This window comes from Nocardia elegans NBRC 108235 (genome assembly GCF_001612845.1).
GTDB lineage: Bacteria > Actinomycetota > Actinomycetes > Mycobacteriales > Mycobacteriaceae > Nocardia > Nocardia nova.
Genome location: NZ_BDBF01000001.1, coordinates 402027 through 423806, shown reverse-complemented (window position 1 = coordinate 423806; position 21780 = coordinate 402027). Strand labels below are relative to the sequence as shown.

The 21780-nt window shown below is 67.1% G+C and carries 28 protein-coding genes and 1 pseudogene; 17 read left to right on the top strand and 12 right to left on the bottom strand.

Going from position 1 to position 21780, the window contains the following annotated elements; all coding sequences use genetic code 11:
* A partial coding sequence (locus NE2_RS02045; RefSeq protein WP_218018543.1) for a DUF7257 domain-containing protein occupies positions 1–766 on the top strand: 766 nt, incomplete at its 5' end.
* A gap of 151 nt (positions 767–917) precedes the next feature.
* Here the strand turns inward: NE2_RS02045 and NE2_RS02040 are convergent.
* On the bottom strand, positions 918–1202 hold the full coding sequence (locus NE2_RS02040) for a hypothetical protein (protein ID WP_233429614.1): 285 nt from the start codon (positions 1200–1202) through the stop codon (positions 918–920).
* A 247-nt stretch (positions 1203–1449) separates the two neighbouring features.
* On the opposite strand from NE2_RS02040, the gene NE2_RS02035 reads away from it, so the two are divergent.
* Complete coding sequence (locus NE2_RS02035) at positions 1450–2700, top strand: NsdA family TPR-like regulatory protein (protein WP_146165194.1); 1251 nt, start codon at positions 1450–1452, stop codon at positions 2698–2700.
* A complete protein-coding gene (locus NE2_RS02030) occupies positions 2697–3035 on the top strand; it encodes a hypothetical protein (RefSeq protein ID WP_063023231.1) in 339 nt (112 codons plus the stop codon). Before NE2_RS02035 ends, NE2_RS02030 begins: the two co-directional genes overlap by 4 nt.
* Before the next feature lie 75 nt (positions 3036–3110).
* Here the strand turns inward: NE2_RS02030 and NE2_RS02025 are convergent, their stop codons facing one another.
* From NE2_RS02025 to NE2_RS02000, 6 genes are all read right to left on the bottom strand, one after another.
* Complete coding sequence (locus NE2_RS02025; RefSeq protein ID WP_146165195.1) at positions 3111–3533, bottom strand: hypothetical protein; 423 nt, start codon at positions 3531–3533, stop codon at positions 3111–3113.
* A 45-nt stretch (positions 3534–3578) separates the two neighbouring features.
* Positions 3579–4643 (bottom strand): alpha/beta hydrolase family protein, encoded by a 1065-nt coding sequence (locus NE2_RS02020; RefSeq protein ID WP_063023228.1) that lies wholly within the window; start codon positions 4641–4643, stop codon positions 3579–3581.
* Positions 4637–4888: a hypothetical protein gene (locus tag NE2_RS02015; RefSeq protein ID WP_063023225.1), complete on the bottom strand. Its 252-nt coding sequence runs from the start codon at positions 4886–4888 to the stop codon at positions 4637–4639. Before NE2_RS02015 ends, NE2_RS02020 begins: the two co-directional genes overlap by 7 nt.
* A gap of 525 nt (positions 4889–5413) precedes the next feature.
* Complete coding sequence (locus NE2_RS02010) at positions 5414–5941, bottom strand: DUF5994 family protein (protein ID WP_063023223.1); 528 nt, start codon at positions 5939–5941, stop codon at positions 5414–5416.
* A 44-nt stretch (positions 5942–5985) separates the two neighbouring features.
* Positions 5986–6348: a DUF5994 family protein gene (locus NE2_RS02005; RefSeq protein ID WP_210749025.1), complete on the bottom strand. Its 363-nt coding sequence runs from the start codon at positions 6346–6348 to the stop codon at positions 5986–5988.
* Between the two features lie 111 nt (positions 6349–6459).
* Positions 6460–6963, bottom strand: coding sequence for a DUF5994 family protein (locus tag NE2_RS02000; RefSeq protein ID WP_146165196.1), 504 nt, complete (start codon positions 6961–6963; stop codon positions 6460–6462).
* A gap of 280 nt (positions 6964–7243) precedes the next feature.
* Between NE2_RS02000 and NE2_RS01995 the strand changes: the two genes are divergently transcribed.
* The gene (locus NE2_RS01995) at positions 7244–7972 is read left to right on the top strand and encodes a TetR/AcrR family transcriptional regulator C-terminal domain-containing protein (protein WP_063023217.1); all 729 of its coding nucleotides are present in this window, start codon (positions 7244–7246) and stop codon (positions 7970–7972) included.
* 7 nt (positions 7973–7979) lie between these two features.
* Here the strand turns inward: NE2_RS01995 and NE2_RS01990 are convergent, their stop codons facing one another.
* Positions 7980–8528 carry a sigma-70 family RNA polymerase sigma factor gene (locus NE2_RS01990; RefSeq protein ID WP_167356689.1) on the bottom strand — a complete coding sequence of 183 codons (549 nt, stop codon included), beginning with the start codon at positions 8526–8528 and terminating at the stop codon, positions 7980–7982.
* Positions 8529–9196: 668 nt separating this feature from the next.
* Between NE2_RS01990 and NE2_RS36845 the strand changes: the two are divergent.
* Positions 9197–9553 (top strand): annotated as a pseudogene (locus NE2_RS36845) (DUF5994 family protein); the annotation flags it as partial.
* A 181-nt stretch (positions 9554–9734) separates the two neighbouring features.
* Here the strand turns inward: NE2_RS36845 and NE2_RS01985 are convergent.
* Both NE2_RS01985 and NE2_RS37580 read right to left on the bottom strand, forming a co-directional pair.
* Positions 9735–10214 (bottom strand): DUF5994 family protein, encoded by a 480-nt coding sequence (locus NE2_RS01985; RefSeq protein ID WP_063023213.1) that lies wholly within the window; start codon positions 10212–10214, stop codon positions 9735–9737.
* Positions 10211–10618: a DUF5994 family protein gene (locus NE2_RS37580; protein ID WP_373862205.1), complete on the bottom strand. Its 408-nt coding sequence runs from the start codon at positions 10616–10618 to the stop codon at positions 10211–10213. Before NE2_RS37580 ends, NE2_RS01985 begins: the two co-directional genes overlap by 4 nt.
* Before the next feature lie 357 nt (positions 10619–10975).
* On the opposite strand from NE2_RS37580, the gene NE2_RS01975 reads away from it, so the two are divergent.
* Entirely contained in the window at positions 10976–11866 is an 891-nt protein-coding gene (locus NE2_RS01975) for a phosphatidylinositol mannoside acyltransferase (protein ID WP_036509911.1), read from the top strand.
* A gap of 466 nt (positions 11867–12332) precedes the next feature.
* Positions 12333–12764, top strand: coding sequence for a DUF5994 family protein (locus NE2_RS01970; protein ID WP_063820489.1), 432 nt, complete (start codon positions 12333–12335; stop codon positions 12762–12764).
* Between the two features lie 572 nt (positions 12765–13336).
* Here NE2_RS01970 and NE2_RS01965 read toward each other — a convergent pair.
* Positions 13337–14041 (bottom strand): TetR/AcrR family transcriptional regulator, encoded by a 705-nt coding sequence (locus tag NE2_RS01965; RefSeq protein WP_063023209.1) that lies wholly within the window; start codon positions 14039–14041, stop codon positions 13337–13339.
* A gap of 135 nt (positions 14042–14176) precedes the next feature.
* Here NE2_RS01965 and NE2_RS01960 point away from each other — a divergent pair, with 135 nt between their 5' ends.
* The 6 genes from NE2_RS01960 to NE2_RS01935 are packed head-to-tail and all read left to right on the top strand — an operon-like array spanning position 14177 to position 18617.
* On the top strand, positions 14177–15400 hold the full coding sequence (locus NE2_RS01960; RefSeq protein ID WP_063023207.1) for an oxygenase MpaB family protein: 1224 nt from the start codon (positions 14177–14179) through the stop codon (positions 15398–15400).
* A gap of 52 nt (positions 15401–15452) precedes the next feature.
* A complete protein-coding gene (locus NE2_RS01955) occupies positions 15453–15755 on the top strand; it encodes a hypothetical protein (RefSeq protein WP_063023205.1) in 303 nt (100 codons plus the stop codon).
* Positions 15752–16732, top strand: a complete 981-nt coding sequence (locus tag NE2_RS01950) for an FAD:protein FMN transferase (protein WP_063023203.1) — start codon at positions 15752–15754, stop codon at positions 16730–16732. The genes NE2_RS01955 and NE2_RS01950 overlap by 4 nt, the downstream gene beginning before the upstream one ends.
* The gene (locus tag NE2_RS01945; RefSeq protein WP_063023398.1) at positions 16729–17295 is read left to right on the top strand and encodes a ferric reductase-like transmembrane domain-containing protein; all 567 of its coding nucleotides are present in this window, start codon (positions 16729–16731) and stop codon (positions 17293–17295) included. Before NE2_RS01950 ends, NE2_RS01945 begins: the two co-directional genes overlap by 4 nt.
* Positions 17292–18374, top strand: coding sequence for an NADH-ubiquinone oxidoreductase-F iron-sulfur binding region domain-containing protein (locus NE2_RS01940; protein ID WP_063023201.1), 1083 nt, complete (start codon positions 17292–17294; stop codon positions 18372–18374). Before NE2_RS01945 ends, NE2_RS01940 begins: the two co-directional genes overlap by 4 nt.
* A 3-nt stretch (positions 18375–18377) precedes the next feature.
* Positions 18378–18617 (top strand): ferredoxin, encoded by a 240-nt coding sequence (locus NE2_RS01935; RefSeq protein ID WP_063023199.1) that lies wholly within the window; start codon positions 18378–18380, stop codon positions 18615–18617.
* A gap of 35 nt (positions 18618–18652) precedes the next feature.
* Here NE2_RS01935 and NE2_RS01930 read toward each other — a convergent pair whose 3' ends face one another.
* The gene (locus NE2_RS01930) at positions 18653–18901 is read right to left on the bottom strand and encodes a hypothetical protein (protein ID WP_063023197.1); all 249 of its coding nucleotides are present in this window, start codon (positions 18899–18901) and stop codon (positions 18653–18655) included.
* A gap of 469 nt (positions 18902–19370) precedes the next feature.
* Between NE2_RS01930 and NE2_RS01925 the strand changes: the two genes are divergently transcribed.
* The 4 genes from NE2_RS01925 to NE2_RS01910 all read left to right on the top strand — a co-directional run bounded on the left by NE2_RS01925 (position 19371) and on the right by NE2_RS01910 (position 21775).
* Positions 19371–19595: a hypothetical protein gene (locus NE2_RS01925; protein ID WP_062963301.1), complete on the top strand. Its 225-nt coding sequence runs from the start codon at positions 19371–19373 to the stop codon at positions 19593–19595.
* A 2-nt stretch (positions 19596–19597) separates the two neighbouring features.
* A complete protein-coding gene (locus tag NE2_RS01920; RefSeq protein ID WP_063023195.1) occupies positions 19598–19789 on the top strand; it encodes a hypothetical protein in 192 nt (63 codons plus the stop codon).
* Between the two features lie 302 nt (positions 19790–20091).
* Positions 20092–20910, top strand: coding sequence for an MlaE family ABC transporter permease (locus NE2_RS01915; RefSeq protein ID WP_063023396.1), 819 nt, complete (start codon positions 20092–20094; stop codon positions 20908–20910).
* Position 20911: 1 nt separating this feature from the next.
* Entirely contained in the window at positions 20912–21775 is an 864-nt protein-coding gene (locus tag NE2_RS01910) for an ABC transporter permease (RefSeq protein ID WP_030515596.1), read from the top strand.
* Positions 21776–21780: the final 5 nt, after the last annotated feature.

The window sequence follows — 21780 nt, the reverse complement described above, 5'->3', positions numbered from 1 at the left end:
CGCGATCGGCGTCGGCAGTGCGCCGACGCCCGGGGTCGGTGGCGGCGTGACGGTGGCCGCGCCTGCAGCTGTAGGGCGGGGGAGCGTGCCTACGCCGTCGGTGAGCGGCGGCGCGATCATGGCGGCCCCTGCGGCGGTCGGAATCGGATCCGTCCCTGCTCCGGATTTCGCGTCGGGCATAACGGTTACCGACGATTTCAACCGGGCGGACGCGGCGAGTCTCGGCGCGAATTACACGGTGATCGGCGGCAATTCGCCGGTCATCGCGACGAACAGGGCGCAGGCCGGCACCCCGGGATTCAGCCAGACGCTCGCGTATATCGCCCGGCACAACACTGCTCTGACCACCGATACGCAAGAGGTTGTGTTCGTGCCGATCGCCGCCACGGTCGGGCCGACGCCAGCGCAGGGCGCCGGCGCTTTTCTGCGCAGTACGAGTGCGGGCAATTTCGTGTGCGTGAGCGTGACCGATACGCAGGCGTTCATCAACACCTTCATATCCGGGACCTTCACCAACCGGGCGACGAGCGGCACGATCGCGGCGCCGACGAGCGTGCGGTTCACTGCGGTCGGAAACGTGTACTCGGTCTATATCAACGGCAGCGCCGCCGCGGCGGTTACGTGGACCGACTCGGGCGCGCTGCTCGGCATCGGCTCGTCTAACCGCTACTTCGGGCTGTTCTCAAATGCGACATACAGTTTCAGCGGCGGCAACCGCGGCTACGCCATCGACAGCATCACCGCACGCGACGGCGTCTCCGCATAGCACCACCTACCGACAGAAATCGCCCCCACCGTTACCACGGTGGGGGCGATTTTCGGCGTTGGGGTCTATGACTCCCGGTCACGCTGCCGCGGCGGACGCTGCGGCCAACGCATGATCGCGAAATATATGCCTATCGAGGCGAGGGAGCAGATCACCAGAAGCCCGAACATTCGAATCCCTTCCGTTGCTTGGTGTCCGGCCATCGCGCAAACGAGAGCCGCGGCATGACGGTCTCGACGTCGGCCACGGCCATCACGGCATTGAGCGTCAATGCATCGAGGTGCTCGGTCGACGGGGTGAGGACCGCATCGACGTCGGCGTCACGCACGAGATCGGGGAGCGGCACGAGGCTCGCATCCGGCCAGACGAGGGCGTAGCCGAGGTGTCGCGCAAGACGACGCAGTTGCGCCGCATCCCAATCCGGCGAATCGCTCACCTCGTCAGATATCCACGCAAGGGCGGTCGGCTGGGCCCTCATCGCCAACCGCCAATTTCGGTTACGTTCACAGCGCCTCCCATATCGTTTGGTAGGCACCCGCCGCCGAGGTCTGCACGGCGCCCGGCGGCGGGGCTGACCTGATGTTTTCCGTTGTCCGGCGGGCGTTTCCGGACAAAGACCGGACAAAAACCGGCTAATCTGAGCTCGGCCACTTCCGCCGTAGGGGGCGTGCATGGATATCGTCGTGACATGGACAGCGTTCGAGTGCACTGCGCTACGCGACGCGTACCAGATGCAGCAGGCCACATTCGCCGCCGCGCTCGGGGCTGCGGAGCGATCGGTCCGTGGATGGGAAAAAGGACAACGGCCGGTCGGCCGCCACGCGCAGGGGCTCTACACGGGGATGCTCGCCAAAGCGCCAGCGGATGTGGCGGCCCGGTTCGCGATCCTGCGGAAACCGGAGGATGACGACGACGTGAAGCGGCGCGAGCTGTTCAAGGCTGGCGCGGCGGCGGGCGCGGGAGCCCTGGCCACGCTGGGACTCGGCGACGCAACCGAGCGCGCGAATTGGCTATTGTCCGGCGCCGGACGCCCGGACATGGCAGCCGTGCAGTTGATGCGCGGCACGCTGCACCAAGCGATGCGGCTGGACGACCTGTTGGGATCCCCGGCCGCGCAAGGCATGGTGATCGCCCAGCAGCAGGTCACCGAAGCCATGTTGCGCGACGCCCCAGCAGCGGTGCGGCCGACGCTGCTGTCGCTGTATGCGGAGTGGACGGGGCTGGCCGGTTCGCTGGCGTGGGATGTGCGCGACTACGTGACCGCCGGGCGGTTGTACGCTCAGGCCCGCGAGTTCGCGCACGAGGCCGAGGATTCCGACCTCGGCGCCTACATGTTGTGCCACCTCTCGCAGCTGGCGACCTGGCAGAAGCGCCCCCGCGTCGCGGTCGACTACGCGGTCGCGGCCCGGTCGTGGGTGGCGCAATCGTCGGACCGCCACCTGCGCGCATACGTGGCAGTCCGCAACGCCGAGGCCGCTGCCATCGCCGGTCAACCCTCCGCGTGCCTGTCTTCACTCGAGGAGGCAGATGCCGCGCTGGTCGGTCTGGACCCGGTGCATCCGGCGCAGTCGCGTGCGTATTTCATGGGCGGCGCGATCCAGGAGAGTTACCGCGGTAACTGCTTGGCCATCCTCGGGCGAGCCGAGCAGGCCGCGGAGGCATCACGGGCCGCGCTGGCGATGATGCAGCCGGAATATGTGCGCGACCGGGCGGTCACGCTGCTGGAATTGGAGCGTTCGCTGATCCAGATGGATGCGATCGACGAGGCAGCCGGAGCGGTCGCCGAGGCGGCGGAGCTGGCCGAGCAGAATCGTTCCCCGCGGCTGGCGGGCGCGATCGCCGAGGGCCGCGGGCAGCTGTCGCCGTGGTCGGGCGCCCGTGCGGTGCGGGAGCTGGACGAGCAGCTGGCTGCTCGCGATATCGTGACGGTATGAGTACCGACCGCGACCGTGTGGCAGAGGTGTTGTCGCGGATCGATGCCGCGAATGCTCGTATCGAGCGCACGGGAGAGCTGGGGGAGCAGGTCGGCGGCGGCCGTGCACCGTCGCGGTCGGCGACCTTCAAATGCGCATCCGCAGACCTGCACATCGCAACTCAAGCCCGCAACCAGCTGCTCATCGACATGGTGGGCGACGCCGAGTCAGTGCCAGCCGAGCTGGCTGCGCAGCTGAGGATGACCGGCCGTCACGCGGCATCGGTACTGCAGATCGCCCGCACCGGCACCGAACAGCTGCAGCGGCACACGTTCGGGTTCATCACCACGAAGTGACTCTCACCTCTACACGTAACGGCCCGCGCATCCGTGGGAGATGCGCGGGCCGTCTCGCGTGCCGAGGCTATCGGGTCACGGGTGGCAACCGCCTTGCTGCTGCAGAGACCAATTGGCGATTTGCCACGACAGCGCGCCCATGCCCGCGCCGATGATCGCGCCAGGGATCGCGCCGACGATGAAGATCGGCAGACCGGCGAGACCACCGATAATCGCACCGATTCCGGCGCGCAGTTCCATCGTGTCACCAGGCATCAGGCACAGGATCGGTTGCGCGGTGGTGATCGGCTGCACCTCGGGCTCGGTCGCTGCGGCGGCGACTGTGGCGGGCTCGGCCGGTGTCTCGGCGTTCGCGGTGGCGGCGAGGCCGAGGAACGCGACGGCGAGCAGCAGCGCGGCGACGATGCCGGATGCGGCTCGGCGCGCGACGCGACTGGTATTCATACAGAAGTCCTTTCGGCGTGGTTTGTCCCAATCAGAATTGCCCGGCACGTGCATTGCGTTACATCCGTCCCGGCGCGGCGCGGAAAGAATCGGGGCGCATTAGGTGCGCCCCTTGAGCTCTGGCGCTGTGAATTTCGGCGAGTCCATACCGCGCAGCCACCGATCGAGCCACGAACCGACCACGCCCCGGCTGACGATCGCGGCCCGGTCGGAGGGCACCGTGCCGCACAGATCGGCACCGCATCCGAACGCCGGCAGATCGGTCGCGGTGTAGTGCCCGGCATTCCGCATCGAGACGACCTCGAATCGGTTGCCGCGGAATTCGTTCCAGCTCGACGCCCACACGCCGGTCAGATCGAGCGACAGCACCGGCAAATCGAGCGTCGGCGCGTCGGCGACGCCATCCCAGCCAGCCGGGGCGTCAAGGGCGACGACGGCCCGCACTCGCGAATCGGCGGCCGCCAACTGCACCGCGGTGGTTCCGCCGTAGCTGTGGCCGAGCGCGGCGATCCGGCCGAGGTCGAGGTGCGCGCCGACGATCGGCAGCACGGCGAGGCGGTCGAGCATGAGGCGGAGATCGGCGGTGCGCGCGTGCAGCTGGCGGCGCATGTAGTCGGTGTCCGTGGTCGGCGGGGTGCCGAGAATGATTCGCCCATCCGGGAATTGCACAGCGGGGCTCTCGCCAGTGTGGTCGATGACGACGACCACGTAACCGCGGCTCGCGAGATCGGTGGCAAGGCCTGACAGGATCCACCGCGGTGTGCCCATGCCGGGCGAGGCCACGACGACGGGTAGGCGGTCACCGGCGACCGGTGCGCCCTGGGTGGCAGCGGCCTTCGCGCCGACCATGCGCACCGCGGCGGCCGTGGCGTGCATCCACGACGCCGACACGGCGGCAATGCGGGCCTGCGCGGCCGAACCCGCGGCGGGCACGTAGGCGGCGGGCGAGCCCACCTCGAGGGCCGGGTACCAAACGCTGACCACGATCGTGCGGTCGCGGTCCGGGTCGGTGAGCGCGGTGTCGATTCGGCCGACCGGGTGCGCGCCGGCAGGGGCTGCGATGGGCGACGGCCGGAACGCAATCGGGTTGCCGCGCGCCCATCCGGCACCGGTGCCCAGCAGGGCGACCGCCGCAACCGTGGCGGCGATAAGGCGGCTTACCACGGGCGCACCCCAGCCTCTTCGCTGATGCCGAGGCCGCCGAGCAGGGTGCCCCAAGCGGCGGCGAGCGCGAAGGAGGGATTGTCGGGGTAGTCGCGCAGCCCATCCTCGGCAGCCTGTCGGAACGCGACGACCAGTGCGTCACGGGACAGGGTGTGCGTATGGCCGAGGGCGAACTCGCGGCGCTCGCTATCGGCGATATCGAGGGGCGCTGGCGGGGTAGTCGGTACGGGTTCGACAGCAGTCATTTCGGGGCTCCCGATCGGGGCTGATGGCTGTTGATGCCATCAACACTTGGATGGAAACCCGCAGGTCGCGGAGAGCGTCCGAGAAATCGTCAGAATCGCTGAGGAGCAGGTCAGGGGCCAGAAACCAGGGAATTTGAAGGGGTTCGAGTCCCCTTAGCTCCACTTCATAGCGAATCCGCAGGTCACTGACCTGCGGATTCGCTGTTTTGGCATCGCGCGAACTCGTTGCGCTAGTTGATCGCCGAAGATGAGTACGACGAAGCCGGCGATCACTGCGGATGCTTCGCTGGGGTCGATGTGCCTGTGCGCGGGTTGCGGCAGCAGGCCCTCGACGAGCGACAGTCGGTTTGGGTCGCTTCCGTTCGGGTATGGGCTGGGCAGATCACCGCATCTTCCCGGGAATATGCAGCGATCGAGAACGCGTCGGTTCAAACGAGTAGCCGACGCGTTCGACCGGCCCAGTGTGTGTGCCGGTTGACGAGCCCGCGACGAGTCGGCGCGGCGGGCACGCGCCCGCTGCGTTTTTCATCGGTCGCGCGGATTCGGATCGCCGGTTCGCCATCGCCGCACCGCGTCCGCTTGTGCGGTGCGGTTGCGCCGTTCTCGCGGGGTGATCATCAACAGTTCGTCCACGGTTGACGCGTCGCCGGTGGTGGCGGCGGCGTTCATCGCGGCGAGGGCCCGATCGTCGTCGGTGTAGGGCGGGACGACCAGGATGACCAGTCGACGGTCGCGGGTGCCCAGCATTTCGATCGTGTTGACGGTCCCGTTGCGGTGACCTTCGAGGCGGATGGCCAGCCCTTCGACGACCAGATCGCTGGGCGCGTTCGCCCACTCACCGAGGCGATAGGTGATCCGGCGGACGGGTCCGAGCCGGCCCGACACGCTCGCCAGCAGCGCGGGCAACTCGACAGCGAGGTCGTCGCTGCGCGGCCACCACGCTCCGTCGACGTAGCCGATCTTCGCCGAGTCCGGTTTCAGCCGCAGCCGCGGTACCAATTCCCCGACCGAGCCCGAGTTCTCCCTGTTCGGGTGAACATTCTCCGGTGTCATGGTCGACGCTCCTGTCTCGAGCGGGTATCGGTCCGTTGCTGGTGTCACGGTCCGGGTGGTGGGCCGAGATGGCCGGCCGCGGCGAGCCGCATGCGTTCCCGGGCGACCTCGGGCGCCGTGGCGGCGGGGATGACGAGCAGCGCGAGTGCGGTGTTGTGCGCTCCGTAGAGATGCACGACCTCGGGCGGTTGGTCGTCGCTGCGGCCCTTTATGCGAATGTGGTCGTCGGTACCGATGCGTCGTTGGGCGAGACTTGTTGCGTTCCATTCGAATCCGACGCGCATCGTGGTCCCGAGGCGTGGGGCGACGGCGCTGATCAGGTCGTGCAGTTCCGACGTGAGATTCGGGGTCCACGGCCACCAGGCGCCGTCGACGTTTCCAGGGACGGCACCGCGTTCGCGGAGCATCAGACGGGGTGTGCGTGTGGGTGTGCGGAAGGGCTGTCGCTCGTCCGAGGCGGACGTGTCCGTCTCGAAGTGGTTGACGATCGGACGTCGTGTATGGAGGCGGGGCATGATCTATCCCTCCCGTGGAGTGCCGGCGGCCACCAATTGGGAGTGGGCGGCGCGGGCGTCGGTGGATGGAAGGATCACGCGGAGCACCATGACGGCGGTGTCGGCGCCGACGACATACATCGTGTTGCGCAAGTGGAACGGATAGGGCTCGAGGCTGATCGAACGACTTCCGACCGTCATCTGCCGGGGTGGCCGTGACCAGCCGTCCGGGTCGTAGACGATCCGATCGACCGGACCCAGCCGAATCGTCAAGACAGCCAGTAGATCCGGGAGTTCGGTAGCGAGGTCGGCGGACTCGGGCCACCACGCACCGTCGATGTAGTCCGAGTGACGATTTTTCGGCTTCAGGCTCAGTCGCGGTGGGTGGTGGGTCACCGCGGCTTCGGGCGGGCCCGTCGAGAGGGGAGCCGGGGCGGGGGAGGCGCGTTCCGGTAGGGGATCGAGGTAGCGGCGAATTGCTTCCGGAAAAGCCTTGGTCTTCGTTGCGATTGTGTGAGCGATGGTCATGATGGACCGGTCCTTACTCGTCGAGGCGGGATGTGGTGGCAATGATCGGCATGTCGACTGTTGCCTGTGCCCGAATCCGTGGCTGCCGACTCGCCGAAAGAGGGGGACGCGGGTGCCGACGCTCGAATGGGAGTGACTACTCCAGTAGACGCCCATGTCGAGACAATGTCAACGCTGTAGGTATACAGTTTATATCTACGGTTGTCGGCCTCGGAGGAAATGAGCCCGCGTCATGAACGAAACGTCATCGGAGGTCCAAGGTCCGACAGGTGGGGCCCGCATGGGTCGTGCCGCGAATGGTCGTGGCGCCGGTCGGGTCACCCGCGTGGGAGTACTCGCGGCGGCGCTGGCGATCATCGACAGTGACGGCGTCGAGGGATTGTCGATGCGCCGCTTGGCCGAGGCGGTGGGCCGGGACCCGATGGTTATCTACCGGCATGTACCGAACAAGGCGGCGGTGCTCGACGGTGTTGCCGAGATCGTCTTCGCGCAGCTGCGAGTGGACAGCGCCGACCCGGACTGGGCCGGCGGGCTACGGAAGGTCGCTCGCGATTTCCGTGCCCTGGCGCTGGCGCATCCCCGGGTGGTGCCGTTGCTGGTGACGCGGCCGCTGGCGACACCGCTCGGGCAACGTTCCCCAGCGGTGGTACGGCCGCTCGAGGACGTACTGGCATTGCTGACCCGTGCCGGTTTCTCCGGAGCCGATGCTCTGCACATCTATCGTGCATTGTTCGGCTTCCTCTACGGCCATGTGCTCAATGAGCTCCAAGAATTGGTGGAACGCCCGGAAGAGACCGACGACGTGCTGCGTCTCGGTCTGCATCGGTTGCCGGTCACAGAATTCCCGTTGCTACGCCGACTCGCCCCGCTGCTGGCCGATTACGACGGCCGCGCCGAATTGGAACGTGGACTCGACATCCTGCTGGCCGGCCTCACGGCCACACTGTCACATCCCCGCGCGGATCCCGCCACACGCGATGCCGCTGCCCGCGGGGCGGAGGAAGGATGACCGCCTTTCACGGAAGGTCGTGCGAGCTTGATGACAGGCGGCGGCCGAGGGTTTTCAGTCCGGCTCGGATCCGCGCTTTGGCGGTCGGTAGCGGGATGTCGAGGTCGATGGCGACCTGAGCGTAGGTGCGGTCACCGTAGAAGGCCAGCTCGATGGCTTCGCGCTGGCGGCTGCGAAGTTTGCACACTTCCACGGCGACAGCGCGTTCGTCGAGGCGCTGGCCGACCTCGTCGTAGACCACGTCATGGTCGGGAGGGAACTGTCTACGGCCGAAAGCGCGTTCGCGGTCGGCCAGCGCTTGCTCCGAACGCACCTGGTCGACAGCGCGACGATGCGCGAACATCATCAGCCATGCCATCGGACTTCCGCGGTCGGCATCGTAGTCCCCGGCCGCGATCCAGATGTGAAGATATATTTCCTGGCTGACTTCCTCGGCCAGAACCGGACTGTGCAGGATGAAGGTCAGCCTGGCGAGCAACCGAGGTCTGGTCGATCGATAGAACGCGGCGAAGGAATCGGTGTTGCCGTTCGCGGTCTCTTGCAGCAAGGTAGTCAAACTTGCAGCGTTGGTCGTCGAAGTACCGTTACGGGGACGTAGCTCGTCCTTCATCGCACACCGTTCGTCTCGCGAAATAGGTGATGCCGGGCGGCAAAGGTGCGTGCCACCTGGCCGAACCGCCGAGCTGATACTGGCGCCGCGCAGCGCTGAAATTCGCCCCGACGCGTATCGAGGGTCCACGTCCGGGTCGGCAGAAGCGGCCGGACTGCGTCGTCGGATCGGCGACACCTACACCATCGCTCAAGGATGCCGGGTGTTAGCAGGGTGAGGGGCGTCGTTACCGGACCGACACCGGTTCGCCGCTGATTTCGATGTCTGGCTACCGAGATCATGCGAGCGGCCGCCGGAACCGGATCGCCCGCACCATCCGGCGAATTGAGCCGATCCGCAGGCCCGCACTCGCCGAAAGGCGCTCGCTGCCACGCCCGGGGCGGATAACAGGGGGACGGGTCTGCGGGAGCGGACTTGCGCCGAGCGCTGCGTGTAGAGTCGAGGCATTCGGCGGCATCACGTGCGCTGACCAGCAGAGGTAGCGACGTCCCCGAATGCGACATCCGGTCTTCGCCGAGGCCGCGGCAGGAGCGTCCCATGACGCCACAATCGCTGAACATGCCTGTGTCGGTCGGTAGTCGAACGCTCACTGCCCCCCCCCACGATTACGTCCGCGCCCGGATTCTGATGCGAGCGGCTATATCGATGCGACTTGGTGGCCACGATCGAGCAATCTGACAGCCGAGCTGCCCGATCTGATTGCCGCACTTCGGCCGCGAGCAGGACAGATATGGCGCATCGTCTACGATCCGCGCACCTGGTCGACCACCGACCGGCATCTCATCGTCGCGGGACGCGCTATGCGACTGGACCGGTACCCGTTCGAGTTGTTCGGCCTCATGTATCTGTGCGCGACCAACGGCACCGTGATCGTGTTGCGAGCCATCCCGGAGGGCACCGATCCTGCCGTCGCGACATCGGTACTCGCGGCGGCCGGGCGAACCGCTCGGAACGACGCTGCCCGGCAGTGACGGCCGCGAACCCTGAATCGCGACCACGTTCCGTCACGAATATGCCGCGACGAGGCGCGACGACCGAGCCGTCCATGTCGGTGCCGCGGAGATACAGGGGTCCCGATCGAGCACCTCACCATCGGACAGCGGCGGGCAGCGGCATGGCACGGTGGCCGGCTATGTCGCTACCCGGGGTAGTTCATGATTCCGGCTTGTCGGCGCCGGCGCTTACGGCCCTGCGCATCTGCGCGTGTGCCTGGTCTGCGGGGGTGGCGGGATTGATCACCAGCAATCGAAGGTGCCGATCGTGTGGGCCGAAGACATACATCACTTGGGGTGGCTGGTCCGGAAGCGGGCCGGTGACCTCGATCCCGTCGGGCGCGTCGATGCGACGTTGGGACAGGCTCAGCGCATTCCAGTCGAAGCTGATCCGGGCGGTCGCGCCCAGTCGCGCGGTGAGGGCGGTGACCAGGTCGTGCAGTTCGGTGGTGAGGTTGTCGGTTCTGGGCCACCATGCGCCGTCTACGCCGCCGGATTCCTCGTCACCCTCGCGCAGCAGCAGCCGCGGTGTGCGGGTCGGTTTGTCGAATGGTTGCCCACCGTCGGCGCCGGCCCGGAATCGGCCCGGGCCGCGGTCGGCGGCGGCACCGCCGCTGTCCTGCGGTGGGTTCTGTGTCATATCAGGCCTCCCACACGGGACGCGGATCGGGCGCAGGATGGGCTGCGTGTGCCGCGGTCTGCCGGGTCCGTCGGGTCCGGTCTCAGGACACAGAGTGTGTGGGCGGGCAGGTGCCGGTATCCGTCCAGGCGAACCGAACGTCCGCCGATCATCGTGCGCCTCGGTGCCGGCTGCCAGGCGTCCATGCTGTACATGATTCGGTCGATGCTGCCTGCCCGCCGGCCCAGCGCCTCCAGATCGGACAGTTCGGCGACCAAGTCGGTCGTGCGGGGCCACCGGGCCCCATCCACCGCATCCGGGCGCGGTGCTCGCGGTGTCGGTAACCGGCGTGATACCGGCGGTCGGCTGTGGAGGGTAAAGCGTGGCGAGCGGCCCTGCGGGATCGGCTCGTGTTGTCGCGTCATCACGACGCTCCTGACCGGGGCCGCGTGGCGGGCCCTGTTCATTGGCCGGGCGACGACGAGATCACGGGTGGTTTCGTACGAAAAGCCCCCGGCATCTTCCATCCTACCCACGCCCGCGGCGCCCACCGGGCCGATAGCGCGCGTACGCACAAGCCGAGATTCGAAGCATCGCAGGTAACTTCCTCCGCGGGGTGTCGTCCCGTCGGATGGGGTATCTCCGACTCATAAGGCCCGCACCCGACCGGCGTTGGAGGCCGTCATGATCATCACTTTCGGGCTCGGCGTGCTGCCGGCTGCTGCATGCCTCCCGACGGCCGCGGCTACGAGAACTGTGACGTTATCGGCCGGTGGTGGCCGATGACCACGAAGGACCGAGCCTGGGATCTCGGGTATGCGGCCGGCTGGCGGCTGGTGCGGGCCCTGCCGCAGCAGTGGGCGATGCGATCGTTCGAGGTCGCGGCCGATCGCGCTGCTCGCGGTGGTGGTCCGATTCAGCTGCGGCGAAATCTGGCCCGGGTGCTGTCCACCACCGCGGCGCAGGTGCCCGACGATCTCGTGCGCGCGAGCCTACGCTCCTACGCTCGCTACTGGTGTGAAGCGTTCCGGCTGCCGTCGATGGATCCGGTGCGGCTCGCCGCGACCATCGACTCGGCGGCCACCGGGCTCGAACACATCCACCAGGCGGTCGGGCACGGGCGCGGGGCCGTGCTGGCGTTACCGCACAGCGGCAACTGGGACCTGGCGGGAGTGTGGCTGGTCCAGCGGGTCGGCACACCGACCGTCGTCGCCGAGCGGCTGCAACCGGAATCGCTGTTCCACCGCTTCGTCCGATTCCGGGAAAGCCTGGGATTCGAGATCGTCCCTCTCACCGGCGGCGCCGCACCGCCGTTCGCGCAGCTGACCGCGCGGCTGCGGCAGGGGCGGATCGTCGGGCTGCTCGGTGAACGCGACCTGACCGGTGCGGGTGTGCCGGTCACCTTCTTCGGTGAACCGGCCTGCATGCCGGCCGGCCCGGCTCGGCTGGCGATCGACACCGGTGCACCCTTGCTCCCGGTGCACTGCTGGTTCACCCCCGACGGCTGGGGTTTCCACGTCGGCGCGCCGATCGACACCACCGATGGTGTGCAGGCCACGACCCAAGCCCTGGCCGACCGGTTCGCCGCCGGTATCGCCGCGCACCCGGCCGACTGGCACATGCTGCAACCGGTGTGGACCACCGACCATCGTGCCCGTGAGCGCGCGCAGTAATCCGCACCACTGATCCGGCTCCGCAGCCGGGAATGCCGCAATTGATGCAGCGTGTGCCGGCCGTCGTCGAGACACTCGGTGTGGGCCTCGAACTCGCATATCTGCAGATTCGCTCCCGCACGGTATCCGGGTATATATGGCGCGAACCAGTTGTATCGACCCGAGAGGTGAGGAACGCGGTCGGCTGGTGGGTGTCCCCCCAGCGCGGTGCGGCCCGGCGGGCCGGGCGACGATCAGGGCCTTGCCAGCCGAGCCGACCCAGTTCACCGATGATGATCAACATAAGCGCGGAATCCGACAGGCGATGCGGCATGCGCCATCCCTCGATTCCATTCGCGCAGGTCGTCCGGCAGATGTCAGCGAGTAGGCTGGACCGTATCCGGAGGCATCCCGCATGTCGACCAGTCGAGGTCGCGTCGTCTCCGATTCGGATTCCGGCCCTGGCAGGCTGTGACAGGAGCGTCTCATGGCGCAGCCATCGGCAACCTTGCATCCCGCACCGCCTCGTCGCCCACCGCTCTGTACACCACGATTGCGATTGCGTCCGCGCCGCGATGGCACCGGCCACATCGACGGTGTCTGGTGGCCCCGCACACAAGACCTGGCCGCCGAACTCCCAGGACTGCTCACCGCCCTCCGGCCGCGCCTCGGACTGGTGCGACAGGTCGTCTACGACCCGACCGGATGGTCACCCTCTGCTCGGCACCTGCAGCTCGGCAGTCATCGAACCCACTTGGACCCCTATCCTTTCGAGCTTTTCAACACGATGCACGTATGCAGCGCGCACGGCATCGTCGTCATACTGCGGGTTATCCCCTCCACCACCGACGGTACCGCGGCCAACGCGGCGCTGGCAGCGGTACCGGGTGCAGGGAAGCGGGTCGATCACGATCGCTGACAGCGCACCACATCCTCTCACCGTGCCGGCCGACGAGGCGTATGCCCATCGCGCCCTGTTTCAACTTGTCGAACGCCTACTGGCCTCATCCGAATCGCCGGCCCCTCGACAGTCATAGTGTTCGGGTTGTGGAGCGTTAGGCCTACAGTCGTTTCCGAGGCTGGATCCTTCGGGGCATCGGTCGGTTCCGTTCTCGCCCTGCGATGCCCCTCTCTCTATGTGTCGTTGATGTCGCCCCTGATTCCGCGGTCGCGCATCGGTTGCTCGGCCGGTTCGCCGGGCGCGCGATGACGGCCGCTCACCTGCTGTGCCAGACCGGCTCTCGGCTGCCCACCCATGGCTTCCGCACCGCGACTAAGTTGCTCACCATTCTTCGCTGAAACTGTAGACAGTCCTGGGCTTAGTTATGTATGTTAATCAATATTCTGAGCTGCCAAGAGGCGGGCCCGACCGTTGGGTCCGCGCTGCTCGTGGCAGCCGCCCGCTCACCGTGGAGACGGAGGCTTCGACGATGAACCCCTATGTCCTGATTCAGAATCTGCTCAATCAGCTCGATCTCGGGTCCGCGGGGATCAGCGCCCAGTAGCGGGCGCATCCGCGCCGGAGTCGCGCGGCGGCTCGAGCATCGGCACGAGAAAGTGCCGGGCCAGGGCCGCCACCTGCTCGTCGTCGTCGAGATCGATGACCTGGCTGGGAAGCGCCAGATAAGAGGCGGAGATCCGGACCATCAACTCGGCCACCAGATCGACGTCGACCTCCCGCGCCACCTGGCCGGCGCGCTGCTCGCGGCGGAGCTGGTCGGCCACGAACCTGCGCACCATGGCGACGGTGTGGCCCTGATCGCCGATCATGGATCCGAGCAGCATGTCGGGTTCGGCGGCGAGCAGGCCGCCGATGATCGGGTTCTCGCGGATCGCCCGCAATGAACTGACGAAACCGAGGACGACCCGGTCGGCGGCGGTGCGCGCGTGCCGGATGTCGACCAGGAACCGGTCGAACCAGCGCCGATATTCGCGCACGATCACCTGCTCGACCAGGGCGTCCTTCGTCGCGAAACGACGGTAGACGGTGATGCGGGAAACGTTCGCCCGCCGGGCCACGTCATCCATCGTCGAGCGGCGAACGCCGAGGGCGCCGAACTGTTCGACCGCCGCGTCGAGGATGCGCGCGCGGATGTCGTCGCCCTCGTCGACCTGGTCGACCGCATCCGTATAGGCGCGTTCGAGTGGTGACGTGCCGTTTCCTGAACCCTTCGAGGGCGGTGATCCCAACTTCACGGTGTCCTCTCACGCGCTTCGTTTCGAAAATCCTGACAACTTCTTGTGATCGCGGCCACGGTGTGGTCTCATCAAGATACTCAGATACAGAGTTTGTATCTCTGTATCTGCTTCTCAATGAAGAGGGACAATAGCATGGACGGACTGGGTCTCAGCAGGCGCGACGCCCTGCGAGCAGGCGGTGGATTACTCGGTGCGGCGGGGGCGCTCGCACTCGGCGCGCGAACGGCGCGCGCGGATCCGTGGACGTGGTCGCCGAGCGGTTCCGTGGTCGGCAGCGGCGGCGGGGCGGACCCGCTGACGATGTGGGATCCGGAGGCCGATCCGGTGATCGCCGACGTCATGGACCACGAGGACATCCCGCGGATCAACAATCTGCTCCGCACCTGGGTGCGCAACGAGCAGCCCATCCCCGACGGGTTGCCGAAGAATATGCGCGACTTCATGGAGTACGCGCGGCAGCTGCCGTCGTGGGCGGACGAGGCCAAAATGGCGGCCGGCTTCGAATTCAACAAGAAACGGGGAACCTATCTGGGCGTGCTCTACGCCTTCGCCAGCGGCATGATGGCGAACGTCATTCCGCACGAGGCGCGCGCGGTGTACTACTCGCGGGGCGGCTCGCATCTGAAGGACCGGATCGCCAAGACCGCGAAATTCGGCTACGACATCGGCACGGTCAACGCCTACCAGCCGGGCGGCGAAATGATCGTGACCTGCGTCAAGACTCGTATCATTCATGCCGCGGTCCGGCATCTGCTGCCGCAGTCGCCGCATTGGCCGAAGGAACATATCCCGATCAGCCAGGACGACAAGATGGTCACCTGGCACAGCCTCGCAACGACCATCATGCGGACCTTCCGGGCCTGGAATCTGCAGATTCCGCAGGTCGAATCGGAGGGCTACCTGCATACCTGGCAGCTGGCCGGCCACTTTCTCGGCATTCGCGACGAATACATTCCCGCGACGTGGGAGCAGGCCGATGCTCAAGCCAAACAGCAGCTGGACCCGATCATCGAAGCGACGCCGGAGGGGATCGAGCTCGCGCACAACCTCATGGACCTGGGCTTCGACCTCGATCTGACGCTGCTCAGCAAGCCGATTCTGGGCGCGTTCACCCGATTCATCCTGGGCGACAAGATCGCCGACGATCTGCGGATCGCGCGGGAACCGGTGTGGGATCCGTTGCTGAAGTTCAGTTGGGGCCCGTTCGTCGCCGTGCGCGAGGGCGTGATGGGCGTGATCCCGCCGACCGCGGACGCGACCTGGCTGTTCGACGAATTCCTGCGGCAGTTCGTGCTGTGGTACATGGCCGAACTGCGGATGCCGCTCAGCATCGAGATCCCGCAGACCAACAGGTGATTCGCCGACTTCGCGGGCGACAAGCGATACCAGAAGCGAAGGTGGGACAGAGATGACAACGAATCCGAATCTCTCGCGAATCCGGCGCGGCGCAACCGGAATATTCGTCGCCGCGACGGTCGCCGTCGGTGGACTCGCCGTGGAACTGGCGGTGCAGGGCGGCACCATCGGTCATGCGGCGAAACCCTCGGGAACCGTGGAACGGGTGCCCGTGGACCTGCGGACGGCCGATCCGGTCTCGGCACCGACTTCTCCTGCGCCGCAACCGGAAAGCGGCCGGCCGGGGGAGTGGACGCCCACGCCGCCGGTGCAGAATTCCGACAGCGATCCGCACGAGCACACCGCCGGGTCATGAGCACCGGGCGAGGCGCGGTGGCGGCCTCGGAGACGTTTCCGGCGATCGGAACATCGGTCGTGGTGGTTTGCACCGATGCCCGGGAGCTGGCGCGCGCGGTCGGCCTGGTCCGCGCGCGGCTGGAAGAACTCGATCGTGCCGCCTCGCGCTTTCGCGCGGATTCCGAACTCGCCGTGATCAATTCGCGCAGCGCCGACGCGGCTCGCCGGGACCGGTCGGAGCAGCTGCGCATCCCGGTCGGCACGACCCTCGGGTCGTGCCTGCGGGCGGCGATGCGTACCCAGCGCCTGACCTCCGGGTTGGTCTCGGCCTCCCTCGGGGCCGCGCTGATCGCCTGCGGCTACGACGACGATCTGGATGTGGTGCGCGCCCGCGGTGACGTGGGCCCGGCCGCATTCGATCCGAGCTCGATTCCGTTGCGGCACATGATCTTCGACGAGCAGCGGTGGGAGGTCACGTTGCCCGCGGGAACCGCACTGGATCTGGGCGCGAGTGCGAAGGCGTGGGCAGCGGACACGATCGCCGCCGAGCTGGCCGCGACCGGACCGGGTGGATATCTGGTGAATCTGGGCGGCGACATCGCCGTCGCGGGCGCCGTCCCGCCGCACGGGTGGTCCATCGGGGTGAAGGATTGGAACGACGTCGTGGTGCAGGTCGTCACCTCGACCGGGCAGGCGTTCGCGACGTCGTCGACGCGGCTGCGCACGTGGACGCGCGGCGGCGTACGCCGCCATCACATCATCGATCCGCGCACCGGACGCTCCGCCCGGACGCGGTGGGCGCAGGTCACCTGCGCGGGACCCGATGCGGTGCAGGCCAATGCGGCGTCGACGGCCGCGATCGTTCTCGACGATCAGGCGCCGCGCTGGCTGACCGATCGCGGCGTGCCCGCCTGCCTGATGACGGTCGACCACGAGGTGGTGACGACTCCGGGGTGGCCCGCCCCGACCGCGGCGCGGAAGCGGCACGTGTCATGACCAGTCCGTGGCTGTGGTACGTCTCGCGCGCCGCCGGCGTGGTCACTCTCGTACTGCTGACTGTCGTGGCGTTGCTCGGGATGTTCACCGCCGCGCGGGTGCGGCCCCGGCTCGCGGTATCGGCGGTGGCGATGGGACTGCATCGCACCCTCGCCCTGGGCCTGATCGTCTTCCTGGCCGCGCATATCGTCACCGCGACGGTCGATACGTACGTCGATCTCGGATGGCTGTCGACGGTGGTGCCGTTCACGGCCGGTTACGAGCGGCAGTGGGTCGCGCTGGGCACCCTCGCCGTGGACATCGTCCTGGCGGTCGTCGCGACATCGCTGCTGCGCCACCGGTTGCCGACTCGGATATGGCGTGCGTTGCACCTGCTCGCGTACGCGATGGCGCCGCTGGCGGTGGTACACGGAGTGACGATGTCCTCGGCCGCGGATCCGGCGCTGCTCGCCGTCACCGTGGGCTGCGGTGCGGCGCTGGCGGTCGGCGCCGTCTGGCGGTGGGCCGTTCCCGACGCACAGCGGCATCGCCGCTCGGACATCGCTTCTCAGGAGTGGACATGACCGGGCTGCCGGACCTCCTGGCGGCCGCGGGGTTGCGCGGCCGCGGCGGCGCGAACTTTCCCACCGCCGCCAAACTCGAACTCGCGGCCCGCCACCGGGCCGAGTTGATCGTCAATGCTTGTGACGGAGAGATGGATTCGGCCAAGGACGCATGGGTCGTCGCGCACCATCTCCCCGAAGTGCTCGACGGTGCCCGGCGAATTACGGCGCAGCGGGTGCGGGTGGCCGCGCATCGCGGCTCCGAGACGCTCGCGCTCCTGGACGCGGCCGGCGTGGACACGCTCGCGGTACCGCGGCGATACGTATCGTCGGAGGAGTCGGCGCTGGTCCGGCTGGCGCACGGTGGTCCGGCGCGACCGGTGATGCGGTTCGAACCCATCACCGTCGGCGGCCGGGACCCGCGTGGGCGGCGGCTGGCGCCGACCCTGGTGCTCAACGTCGAAACCGTATGGCGGATGCAGCAGATCGCCGAATACGGTCCGGGCTGGTTCCGCTCCTACGGCACGCCCGACGAGCCCGGCCCGCGGCTGGTGACAGTTGCCGATGGCGTCCGCAATCCGGGTGTGCACGGCGCGGAGGCGGGCCTGCCCCTGTCCGAAATCTTCGATCGGGCAGGCGGTCTCACCGCCTGTCCGCAGGCCCTGTGGCTGAACGGTCTGAGCGGTGGGTTCCTGCCCGCCGAGGCGCGTCATACGCTGTGGTCACGAAATGCTCTGTCGCCGTCCGGAATCGGAACCGGCGTCGGCGTATTTCGTGTCGTCGCCGCGGGCAGCGATCCATGGCAGGTGGTGCTGTCCGCGCTGACCTACGCGGCGGGTGAATCGGCCGGCCAGTGCGGCCCGTGCAGGTTCGGATTGCCCGCGCTGCGTGACGATCTGATCGACTTACTGAACCGGCGAGCTCCGGCCGACACCGCCGAGCGGCTCCTCCGCAGGCTCACCCGTGTTCCGGGGCGAGGTGCGTGCCGTTTTCCCGACGGAGTGGCCCGGTTCCTGGCCTCCGCCTTGGACGTCTTCGGTACCTCGCTACTCGTCGAAAGTCTTGGTAGCAAACGTTTCCCGACCGCACGACAAGGATAAATCGTGTCCCTGACAGCTCGGGCCCTCGGCATCGCACGGCCCACGTCCGGCGCGCTGGCGATCGATCGCATCGCGTGCACCGGCCACGGTATCTGCGCCCACATCGTGCCGGAGCAGATCGTTCTGGACGACTGGGGCTATCCCGTGCTCGGGGACGCCGAACCGGACCCCGCGCTCGCTACCGAGGCGATCAAACTCTGCCCGGCCGCGGCCCTGCGCTGGGTGGCATCGCCGGAACACTGACGAGCGGAATAGGCAGGCGCCCACAGCATTCGACGTCATAGTTCGGTGCGCACCGTCATCACCGTGGGCGCTGCCGTGCCGGACCACCCGCATGGCGAGGCGCAGGTCGCGATGACCGCGTCGGTGATGGTGCCGTCGCTGTAGAGCGTTGTCCGCAGGACGGCCTGTGCCGGGTAGCCGCAGGCCTGGCATTTGCCGAAGTAGTTGAGAATTTCGCGCGATCGGACAGCGGCGATGCTGCGCCGTCCGGATACGCCGCCCGGCTGGGGGATTTCGCTGTGCACGGTGATCCTTCGATTTCGGCGGACGCGGCGGTGCCGGTGACCGACAATCGAGCCGGTCGTGTCCCGGTGGATCCGCTGCCGAGACCGGCGATCCCCCTGCGGTACCGCCGGGCTCATGCAACAGTCGTGCCGAGTCCGTCCTGGTCACGCCGCTTGGGGCCGTTCCACGGTCGACGACACCGTTCCATGCTAAGTCGCGAGCGCTGCAGATTGCATGAATTCATCATAACTTCTGGACGCTTTGTGACAAGTCCTAGAGTCAACCATAGTCCATATGAGCACCGAATATCCGTCGCCCGACAGCTCCGGGCTACGACTTCCAAAACTGTGAATTTCGAGTAACATATGCTCTCGCGGGCCCGCGGATGACCGGGCGCCGCGGCCGGCGGGCAAGGGTGCCCGCATCCGGTGCGTGCGGGAGGCGCGGGCACCGGATGTCCGGCCGATGGGTGAAAGGACTTGTGTCGCAATGCTGAAGCGACTCGATCGGCTTCTGAGCTACGAGATGAAGGTGTCCGAATTCCTCGGGACACTCATCATCCTCGCCGTGCCGTACGGCGTCATCGGGGTCATCTGGACCCTGACGCACACCTCGCACCTGAAGCAGATGCACGGCATCGACGTGATCATCTCGTTCCTGGGATCGATCGTGTGCTGGCCCGTGCTCACCTTCTCGAACGTCTGCATGACCTAGTCATGATGGCGCTGGTGTGGCTCATCGACATCGTGGTGATCGGAGTCAAGATCCTCGGTGGGCGAATCAAGGTCAATCCCGTTCTCCGATTCGGCCTGTGGGTCGCGGCGCTGTGTGCCGTGGGCGCCGGGATCGCACTCCTGGGGGCGTTGCTCGTGCTGCTGCAGCACTACTTGGAGAACCTCCCGGGATGATCCGGGCGACGACTGTCCGAGCGCGGAATATTCCATAACTTGCCGCGTCGGGTCCAGGGTCTTGACCGTAATCCGTCGCATCCGACTTGATTCTCCGATGCGAGAACAGTCGATAACTTACTATCTTGTGTCGCACCGAATCGGTGTGTAACACTTCACACGCTCAACGCCCGGTGGCCTGGTTGCCGCTGTCTGCGACAAGCGGTGAGCGTGAGAAAGGAACGACCGCTGTGACGTCGACCCGAGCCTCCGATCGGCCGGACCCGCCGCTTCCGCCTTGGCGGACCGCCGACGAGGGTGAGCTGCAGCGACTTGTCGATGCGGCCGGCGGCCTCTGGCGCCGGCATCCGCAACGCTCGCTGGAGACCCTCGGCCGGCAGGTCGCGCTGGGCCGGGAGGCCTTCGTTCAGCTCTTCGTCGCGATGATCAAGCGCCGGTTCCCGTACCAGGAATTCATCAAACAGTGCGCCTTCATGGCCAACGTCTCGGCCGCGCCGACGGTGTTCGTGGCCATTCCCATCGCCGTCGTGGTGTCCATCGAGGTCGGTGCCCTGGTGAACCAGGTCGGTGCGACGACGTTCATCGGTTCCGTTGCCGCACTGGGAATCATCCGGCAGGGCGCGCCGCTGGTCTCCGCGCTGATGATCGCCGGTGCGGTGGGTTCGGCGATCTGCGCCGATCTCGGCTCCCGGACGATCCGCGAGGAGATCGACGCCATGCGGGTGATGGGTGTCGATCCGGTGCGCCGGCTGGTCGCCCCCCGCCTGGCCGCGGCGGTCCTGGTGAGCATATTGCTGTGCGGCTTCATCGTTTTCGTCGGATTCGCGACGGCGTACATGTTCAATGTGTACGCGCAGTCCGGTACCCCCGGATCGTTCATCGGATCGTTCGCGTCGTTCGCCGTGGCCAGCGACCTGTTGATCGCCTTGACCAAGGCCGCGATCTTCGGCGCGCTGACGGCGATCATCGCCTGCGATGTGGGCCTGCACACCAGCGGCGGCCCGGCCGGAGTCGCGAATTCGGTGAACTCCGCGGTGGTCAGCTCCGCGTTGATGTTGTTCGCCACCAACATCATTCTGACTCAGCTGTCGAATACCTTGCTCCCGACGAAGGTCGCGTGAGATGGCCAGTTCCTACACCCCGCCCGTAGCCCGGCCGCTGCGGGCCGTCGGAAACGCCGCGCTCGCACCGGTGCACGCGAACCAGCGTCTCGGGCATCAGACCATCACCTTCTTCCAGGCGGTGGCCGCGATTCCGTTCGTGGTCAAGCACTATCGGAAGGAACTCGCCCGGCTGACCGCGGATGTGAGCTGGGGTAACGGGTCGCTGATCGTGGGTGGCGGCACCATCGGCGTGGTGTTCATCCTGTGCTCGTTCGGCGGCATCATCGTCGGAATGGAGTCGTTCACGGCGTTGAACCTCCTGACCATGAGTCCGCTGACCGGCGCCATCGCCGGATTCGCGACCACGCGCGAATTGGCGCCCATCCTGGCGACCCTGGCCTTCGCGATCCAATCCGGCTGCCGGTTCACCGCGCAGCTGGGCTCGATGCGGATCTCCGAGGAGATCGACGCGCTGGAATCGTGCGCGATCCGGCCGCTGCCGTACCTGGTCAGCACCCGGATGATCGCCGCGACGGTGACGATCGTGCCGCTCTACAGCGTGGGTCTGGCCGCCGCCTACCTGACCACGAAACTGACGGTGCTGTTCCTCGGCGGCACCACCGCGGGGACCTACGACCACTACTTCTTCCAGTTCCTGATCGGGCCGGACGTTTTCTATTCGCTGCTGAAGGTCGTGATCTTCACGCTGCTCGCGACCTTCATCCAGTGCTACTACGGCTATGTCGCCAGCGGCGGCCCGGAGGGAGTCGGGGTCGCGGCCGGGCGGGCGATCAAGATGGTGATCGTCGTGATGGTCTTCGCGAATCTCTTTCTCACCCTGGCGATTTGGGGCATCGACCCCGGATTCCGGATCTCAGGATAGGTGTC